This window comes from Williamwhitmania sp. (assembly GCA_035529935.1).
GTDB lineage: Bacteria > Bacteroidota > Bacteroidia > Bacteroidales > Williamwhitmaniaceae > Williamwhitmania.
Map to the genome: position 1 here is coordinate 46811 of DATKVT010000209.1, position 7875 is coordinate 54685.

General features: G+C 44.6%; 6 protein-coding genes. 5 read left to right on the top strand and 1 reads right to left on the bottom strand.

What is annotated here, in order from left to right:
• The first annotated feature begins 90 nt into the window (after positions 1 to 90).
• Genes guaB through VMW01_16070 form a run of 5 tightly spaced genes read left to right on the top strand, consistent with a single transcriptional unit; the run spans position 91 to position 7553 of the window.
• Positions 91 to 1560 carry an IMP dehydrogenase gene (guaB, locus tag VMW01_16050; protein HUW07763.1) on the top strand — a complete coding sequence of 490 codons (1470 nt, stop codon included), beginning with the start codon at positions 91 to 93 and terminating at the stop codon, positions 1558 to 1560.
• Positions 1561 to 1620: 60 nt separating this feature from the next.
• The gene (locus VMW01_16055; protein HUW07764.1) at positions 1621 to 3579 is read left to right on the top strand and encodes a peptidylprolyl isomerase; all 1959 of its coding nucleotides are present in this window, start codon (positions 1621 to 1623) and stop codon (positions 3577 to 3579) included.
• A gap of 58 nt (positions 3580 to 3637) precedes the next feature.
• Positions 3638 to 4489: a hypothetical protein gene (locus VMW01_16060; protein HUW07765.1), complete on the top strand. Its 852-nt coding sequence runs from the start codon at positions 3638 to 3640 to the stop codon at positions 4487 to 4489.
• Positions 4490 to 4497: 8 nt separating this feature from the next.
• A complete protein-coding gene (locus VMW01_16065) occupies positions 4498 to 5856 on the top strand; it encodes a peptidylprolyl isomerase (protein HUW07766.1) in 1359 nt (452 codons plus the stop codon).
• A 17-nt stretch (positions 5857 to 5873) separates the two neighbouring features.
• Positions 5874 to 7553, top strand: a complete 1680-nt coding sequence (locus VMW01_16070; GenBank protein HUW07767.1) for an OstA-like protein — start codon at positions 5874 to 5876, stop codon at positions 7551 to 7553.
• 199 nt (positions 7554 to 7752) lie between these two features.
• Here VMW01_16070 and VMW01_16075 read toward each other — a convergent pair.
• Positions 7753 to 7875 (bottom strand): IS1595 family transposase (locus VMW01_16075; GenBank protein ID HUW07768.1); only part of this gene is annotated, 123 nt, incomplete at its 5' end.

The following is a 7875-nucleotide window of genomic DNA, read 5'->3' on the forward strand; positions in this document are numbered from 1 at the left end:
GGGTTGACTCCAAGGCCTTTTATGTCAAGGAGGAAAATGCTTTGCGTATTTTTTTGTACTTTAGCGCAATTTTTAACAAAAACGCTACCCATGTCATTCCTTAACGAAAAGTTGGTGGGCGAAGGGCTAACCTTTGATGATGTTCTTTTAGTTCCTGCCTATTCAGAAGTTTTGCCTCGAGATGTAAGCGTTGCTACTCGCTTTAGTAGAAACATTGAGTTAAATGCTCCAATTGTTTCTGCTGCAATGGATACCGTTACCGAAGCGGCTTTAGCCATTGCCATTGCAAGAGAAGGTGGAATAGGTGTTGTCCACAAAAACATGAGCATTGAAAAGCAGGCGGCCCATGTTCGTATGGTGAAACGTGCTGAGAATGGGATGATTTACGATCCTATCACCATCAATAAGGATGCCAATGTTGGCGATGCTCTCACCCTAATGCGAGACTATAAGATTGGTGGAATTCCGGTCGTTGATGAAGCTAAACGGTTAATTGGCATTGTAACCAACCGCGACCTTCGCTTTCAGGAGGATATGAAGCGTCCGATTACTGAAATAATGACCAAGGATAATGTCATTACTACTGGTCCGGGAACCGATTTGTCACGGGCCTCTGCTATACTACAGCGGCATAAGATTGAAAAGCTTCCGGTGGTTGACGAAAACAATAAGCTGGTTGGGCTGCTAACCTATAAAGATATAACCAAAATTAAAGATAATCCAAGCGCTAGCAAGGATAGCAAAGGGCGTTTGCGCGTTGCTGGTGGTGTAGGGGTTACCTTCGACACCATGCTTAGAGTTGATGCGCTAGTTGAAGCACAGGTAGATGCCATTGTGATTGACACCGCTCATGGTCATAGCATGGGAGTGGTGAATATGCTGAAAGAAGTTAAGGCAAAGTATCCACATATCGATGTGGTGGTGGGGAATATTGCAACAGCAGAAGCAGCCATTATGCTTGCTAAGGCTGGTGCTGACGCAGTTAAGGTGGGCATTGGTCCTGGATCAATTTGTACCACTAGGGTTATTGCTGGTGTTGGGGTGCCACAGCTTACCGCAGTTTACGATGTTGCCAATGCGCTTAAGGGAACTGGCGTTCCTGTTATTGCCGATGGTGGAATAAGATATTCGGGCGATATTGTTAAAGCACTAGCCGCCGGAGCCGACACAATCATGGCTGGTTCCCTTTTTGCAGGAACGGAGGAGTCACCCGGCGAAACCATTATTTACAACGGAAGGAAGTTTAAGTCCTACCGGGGTATGGGGTCTGTGGAGGCAATGCAGCTGGGCTCTAAGGATAGGTATTTCCAAGATGTGGAGGATGATATAAGTAAGCTTGTACCGGAGGGAATTGCTGCACGCGTTCCATACAAGGGTATGCTGGCTGAAGTTTTCTACCAGATGATTGGTGGGTTGAGGGCCGGCATGGGATACTGCGGTTCACCGAACATTCCGGCGTTAAAGGAGGCAAAGTTTGTAAGGATTACCAACTCAGGAATAATGGAAAGTCACCCACACGATGTGACCATTACGCGTGAAGCTCCAAACTATTCAAGATAGACAAAGAAATAGAATTGCTTTTTTCTCGTTTTGGGAAGAAAGAAAAGCTTTATTAGCCTTATGCTGAAAAAATTTGTTGCCCTTTCAATGTTCACCTTCTGCCTGATTGGCATCGCCAGTTCACAGCCGTTAGATAAGGTGGCATTAACCATTAATGGAAAGCCAATCACCTTGGCCGAGTTTAACTACCTGTTCAGCAAAAACAGGGATGTCAAGGCATCGGTTGATAGTGCACAGGTTGCCGATTATGTCAACCTTTTTGTGAACTACAAGTTGAAGGTTGAAGACGCTTTGGCCCAGAAGCTCGACACAGCCTCCTCATTTAAAGTTGAACTTGCCTGTTACCGCAAGCAGCTGGCGGCTCCATATCTTACCGATACTACTGTTGATCAGGAGGTGCTGCATGAAGCATACAACCACATGCTTTTCGACGTTAGGGCGTCGCACATCCTCATTCCGCTAAAGGCCGATGCTACCCCCGCCGATACGCTTGCTGCCTACACAAAGGCAATGGAGGTTAGGAAGCTTGTTCTAGAGAATCGTCCTTTCGATTCTTTAGCAGTGGCATACTCCGGCGATCCTTCCGCCAAGCATAACGGCGGCGACCTTGGATTTTTTACAGCATTTAGAATGGTCTATCCTTTCGAGGATGCAGCCTACAAACTTAAGGTGGGTGAAGTCTCCCCGCCAGTTCGTACTCGTTTTGGATACCATATTATAAAGGTTACCGATAGGCGTCCGGCCAGAGGTGAGGTTAGGGTGGCGCACATTATGGTGATGGTTCCCAAGGGTGCTACTGCTCATGAGTGGAGCAGTGCACGTGCTAAGATCGACGACATTCGCGATTCGGTGATGTATGGTGCCGACTTTGCCAAGATGGCCTCTACATACTCCGACGATAAGGGTACTGCTAAAAATGGTGGCGAGATTGCTCCATTTGGCATTGGACGCGTTATCCCTCCTTTTGAAGATGCTGCGTTTGCTTTGACATACGTGGGCGAGGTTAGCCAGCCTGTACAAACGCCCTACGGTTGGCATATCATCAAGCTGCTGGAGAAATATCCCACACCCTCCTTCGATGAGGTTCGACAGAAAATAAAGGAAGGCATCAGCCGCGACGAGCGCAGCGCTGCGGGGAGAGAGGCTTTTGTTGAGCAATTGAAAAAAGATTATAGCTACAAAGCTGACCTTAAGAACGCGTTGGCGGTTATTAACCTAATTGACTCCTCTTTTGCCACTAAAACTTGGAGCGCTCAGGTTGCAAAACGTATGTCCAAACCAGTATTCTCCTTCAGCAAGAAAAAGTTTACCCAATACCAGTTGGCACAATACCTGTCGGGTCATGAGGGGAGTATGCCAACGAATAGGACCTCCTTTGCAAATGAAATGGTAAATGCTATGGCCAACGATAGCCTGCTTGCCTATGAATCATCGAAGCTTGAGAGTAAATACCCGCATTTTCGTTTTCTCATGAAAGAATACCACGATGGCATTTTACTCTTCGATATTTCTACCCGCTTGGTTTGGAATAAGGCTTCTGACGATACCGTAGGCTTACGTCAATTCTATCTCGAGAACAAGACAAATTACATTCAACCTTTGGTGGAACATGCTGCCATTGCGGTGTATTCCGATTCTACCTTAGCTTATGGGGCTAAGCATGTTGTGGATTCAATTGGTTTCGCTCATATTGTTGTCGATTCGTTAAAAAAATCCTTTGGTAAGGCTCTCAAGCCGGTGAATTTTGCCAGCGGCTGGTATCGTCCTGCTGATCATGTTTTATTGTCGAAGCTGCCGGTTGGGCAAGGAGTTTTTGTTGTATGTAAGAAAAATGCATCTCCGGCACTTGTGGTTATCGATGGTGTGAAGCAGAATTACCTACCTGACCTAAATGAAGTTAAGGGTATGGTTACCTCCGATTATCAGGAAAAACTTGATAAGGAGTGGGTTAAGCAGCTAAGGGCAAAATATCCAGTCCTAATTAATTGGGCTGTTTTGAAAACCCTCATAAAGAAATAGGATAGACCTGTTTAACTTCGTTACTTTGAGCTTTGATTCATAATTAATGCATTCTGATGTGAAAAATGTTTTTGTAGGAATAGTGCTATTCTCTTTACTGGCTAGCTGTAGCCTTTTTACGAGGAAATCGGTGGAAAAACCAATTGCCCGTGCCTATGGGAAGGACCTTTTTCTATCCCAAATTTTGGAGATTTTCCCCAAAGGAATCAGTAAGGAGGATAGTATTCAGTTCTTGAAAAACTATACCGAGAGTTGGGTTAAAAGGCAAGTGACCTTGCAAAAAGCGGAGGCCAATCTCACTACTTCGCAAAAGAACGTCGACCATCTGCTGGATGATTATCGCACCTCGTTGCTTATTTACAAGTATGAGCAGATGTTTATCCAGCAAAAGTTGGATACCGTGATCACCAATCAGGAAGTGACGGATTTTTATAACAACAATAAGAGTAACTTGGTGCTCTTGAATTCCATTGTAAAAGCGCTATACATCAAGTTGAAAAATAACTCTCCTGTACTTGAGAAAGTAAAGGCTATTTATCGCTCGAACAAGAGTGAAGACATTAAGCAGTTGGACGATTTATGTCTTCAGGGAGCCGAAAAGTACGATTACTTTAACGAGCAGTGGGTTCCTTTTAGTTTGGTGTTGAAAGAGATTCCTTACCAACCCGATAATCAGGAGGATTTTTTACGGCGCAACCAAAATTTGGAGTTTAAAGATAGCCTGAATACCTATCTTGTGAACATAAAGGACTACAAAATGAAGGGCGAAGTTGCCCCATTAGAGTATGAGGAAGAGAATATTAGGATGATTATTCTGAACCAGCGCAAGCAGGTTCTGATTAAAGATTTGGAGTCGAAAATTTACAATGAGGCTCTAAACCATGGACAATTTAAAGTATTTGTACAATAGAGGAAAAAATGATGAATAGAGTTACAAAGTTGTTTGTAGGATTTAGCGCCATTGCGTTAGTCTCCTTTTCGCCAAAAGCCTTTTCGCAAAAGGTAATCGTTGACCAAGTAGTAGCCGTTGTAGGGTCAGACGCCATTCTTGCTTCCGATGTTGAACAGGAGATACTTCAAATGCGTGCCGAGGGTATCCCCGTGAACGATAATACTCGTTGTGAGGTTTTGGAAAATCTGATGACGCAAAAAATACTTCTCAACCAATCCAGAATCGACTCTGTTTTTCCAAGCGAATCGCAGGTAGAGTCACAGCTAGAGCAACGTCTTAGCTATTTCTCCAATCAGCTGGGGTCTCAAAAGGCGATTGAAGATTACTTCAAGAAATCGATTTACGAGATTAAGGCGGACTTGAAGGAGAGCCTACGGGATCAAATTCAAACGCAGCAAATGCAGGCTAAAATTACGGATAAGGTTACTATTACACCGTCTGAGGTGAAGGCTTTTTATAAGTCGATGCCCGTGGATAGCTTGCCAATGATAAACCTCCAGTATGAGATTGAGCAGATTGTAAAATATCCATCCGAGGCCTCCCAGGCTAAGTTTGAGGTGAAGCAGAAGCTGCTTGCGCTGCGTCAGCGTATTTTAAATGGTGAAAAATTTGCAACTCTCGCCATTTTATATTCCGAAGACCCGGGATCTGCCAAAAGAGGTGGAGAATTGGGCTTTCGATCGAGAGGCGAATTGGTTAAGCCCTTTGCCGATGTAGCGTTTAACCTGAAGGTAGGTCAGGTTTCACAGATTGTGGAGACAGAGTATGGCTATCACATCATACAGCTCATTGAAAAGAAGGGTGACAAGGTAAATGTTCGTCATATTCTCATGAAACCCACTTTCTCCCCAGACGATGAGATTAAGGTTCAGCAAAACCTTGACAGTATTGCAACCGCCATTCGCCAGGATAGCATTACCTTTGAAAATGCAGCTCGCAAGTATTCGGACGATAAGAACACAAACCTCAACGGAGGCATCATGGTAAATCCGCAAACCGGTTCCTTCCGGTTTGAGAAGGATCAGCTAATGCCAGCTGACTACTTCGCCATTAAGGAGTTGAAGGAGGGAGAGGTTTCAAACGCCTTTGAGTCGAGGGACGAATTGGCCAACATGGTATACAAGATTGTTACCGTAAAGAAAATTATACCAGCCCATCGTGCAAACATCAAGGATGACTACGATGTGATTCAAGCAATTGCTCTGCGTAAGCGCCAGCATGAGTTTTTTCTTAACTGGCTCAGTCAGAAGAAGAAAACCATGTTTATTCGCATAGATCCACAGTTTGCTAAATGTAACTTCCGTCAGGAAGGCTGGGTAAAATAAGTTATTGATTGAGAAATATGCGGTTTAGCATTCTTCGCCTCACAGCATTCTTAGTTTTTAGTATTCTTGCATTGCCGCTCTTTTCGCAGGGCGATAATGTGCTAAGCATTGAGCATGCCGATAATGCGTTTGGAATGAAAGGTGCCAATGGAGAATCGGTGCAGAAGCTTATTGGCCATGTTCGAATACGGCATATGGGCACGCTTATGCTGTGCGACAGTGCCTACAAGTATAGCACCGGTATGCTCATTGCTTTCCACAACATTAAGATCATACGTGACGCAGTAACGCTTTATGGAGATCGTTTAACCTACGATGGCAACCAAAAGCAAGGGGTTGTTACCGGCAAGGAGGTTCGCATGGTTGACGACTCTACCGTGCTGGTGACAACAGCCATAAATTTCAACACCCAGTATAATTGGGCTCAGTACTCAACCGGGGGAACCATAACCAGCCCAGATGGAAATTTGGTGAGCCAGTACGGCTCCTACTTTAAGGATGACAAAAAAGCGGTTTTTAAGGGGAAGGTTGTAATAGTTTCGGGGGATAGGGTTATAAAAACCGACTCCATAATGTATCTTACCGACTCTAAAACGGTAGTTTTTATTGCTCCTGCAGTGGTTACCACACCGAAGGAGCAGCTCACCTTCAACCGGGGGAGATACAACAGAGTTACCGGTTTAATGCAGGCCTTTGGCGATGCCAATCTGCTGGATGAGCATCACCGTGAAGTGTTGGCCGATACCATTAACTACTATAAGGAAAAGGAGCAGGCATTTTTGTATGGTAATGTTCAAGTTGCCGATTCTGCGCGTAAAAACTTTATCCTTGGCGATTACGGGTATTTCAACAAAACTCCTCAGGAGATTCTAGTTTCCAAGAAACCGGTGATGGTGTCCGTTTCAGGCGAAAACGATACGATTTTTGTAAAAGCAGACACCCTAAAGTCGCTGCTTACCTATGGCGAAAAGGGCGACACCATTCACAATGTAATTGCCTTTCATAATGTGCGCTCCTTTGGCAAAGATTTTCAGTCGAGCTGCGACTCCATGTTCGTTTCGGGAAAGGATTCCACTGTTACCATGTTCCAAGACCCCATCCTTTGGAGCGATAGCACTCAAATAACCTCAACCACCATTAAGTTCTTTTCGCACAACAAGAAGATGGTTAAGGCCGAGTTTATCAATGAGCCCTTTATTGCCCAACAGGTGGACAGCAGCAACTTCAACCAGCTGAAGGGAAAGAATATGACGGCCTACTTTACCGATAATAAGATAACACGGCTCGATGCCATCGGGAATGGGCAAACCGTTTACTACATGGTGGATAAGGATACCGTTGTCGCTGTAAATATTTGCGAAAGCCAAAACCTGTCGCTCTATTTTGCCAATAGCAGAATACGCCAGATCACCTTTCGTGCTAAGCCCGAAAGCCGCATATTGCCCATAGACAAGCTCGATAAAAGTGATGCTCAGCTTAAGGGGTTTGCATGGAAAGATTCCCTTAGGCCCAAGTCGAGGAATGACATTACCCTGCGTCATATTCGCTTGGTGGGTGAGAAGATGGCAGTTAGCCCTGAGGTAATACCTGCTGCACAACCGGTAATTAAGCCCGCAGCCGAAGCAAAGAAGCCTGAGACGCTGCGGGAACTGAGGAGGGAAAGGCGTCGAAAAGAAAAGGGTAAGCTAAAGAAGTAATCTCCCTATTCCTCTATTATTTTAATTTCAGCTGCGCTGTTGGTAGTGTTATTACCTGAGGATAAGTTCTAGTGCTGGGCAACTTGGCTGCATATTCTGCAGTCATTGTTTCTTCCAATCGAAAAACCATTAACTTTGGTAGTAACCTATAGCTCTTAGCCATGACAAAAAATGCCATAAAAAGAATTGAATTAGGCATTTAAGTAATAAGCATTTTATAGGAATGCGGTTGTATGGTCAGCATTCTGTCTAAAAGGTTGTCAAATAGACCTTTCCCCATAAAGCTACGGTTAAATCGGTAGGTATACTCATCGATATAGGA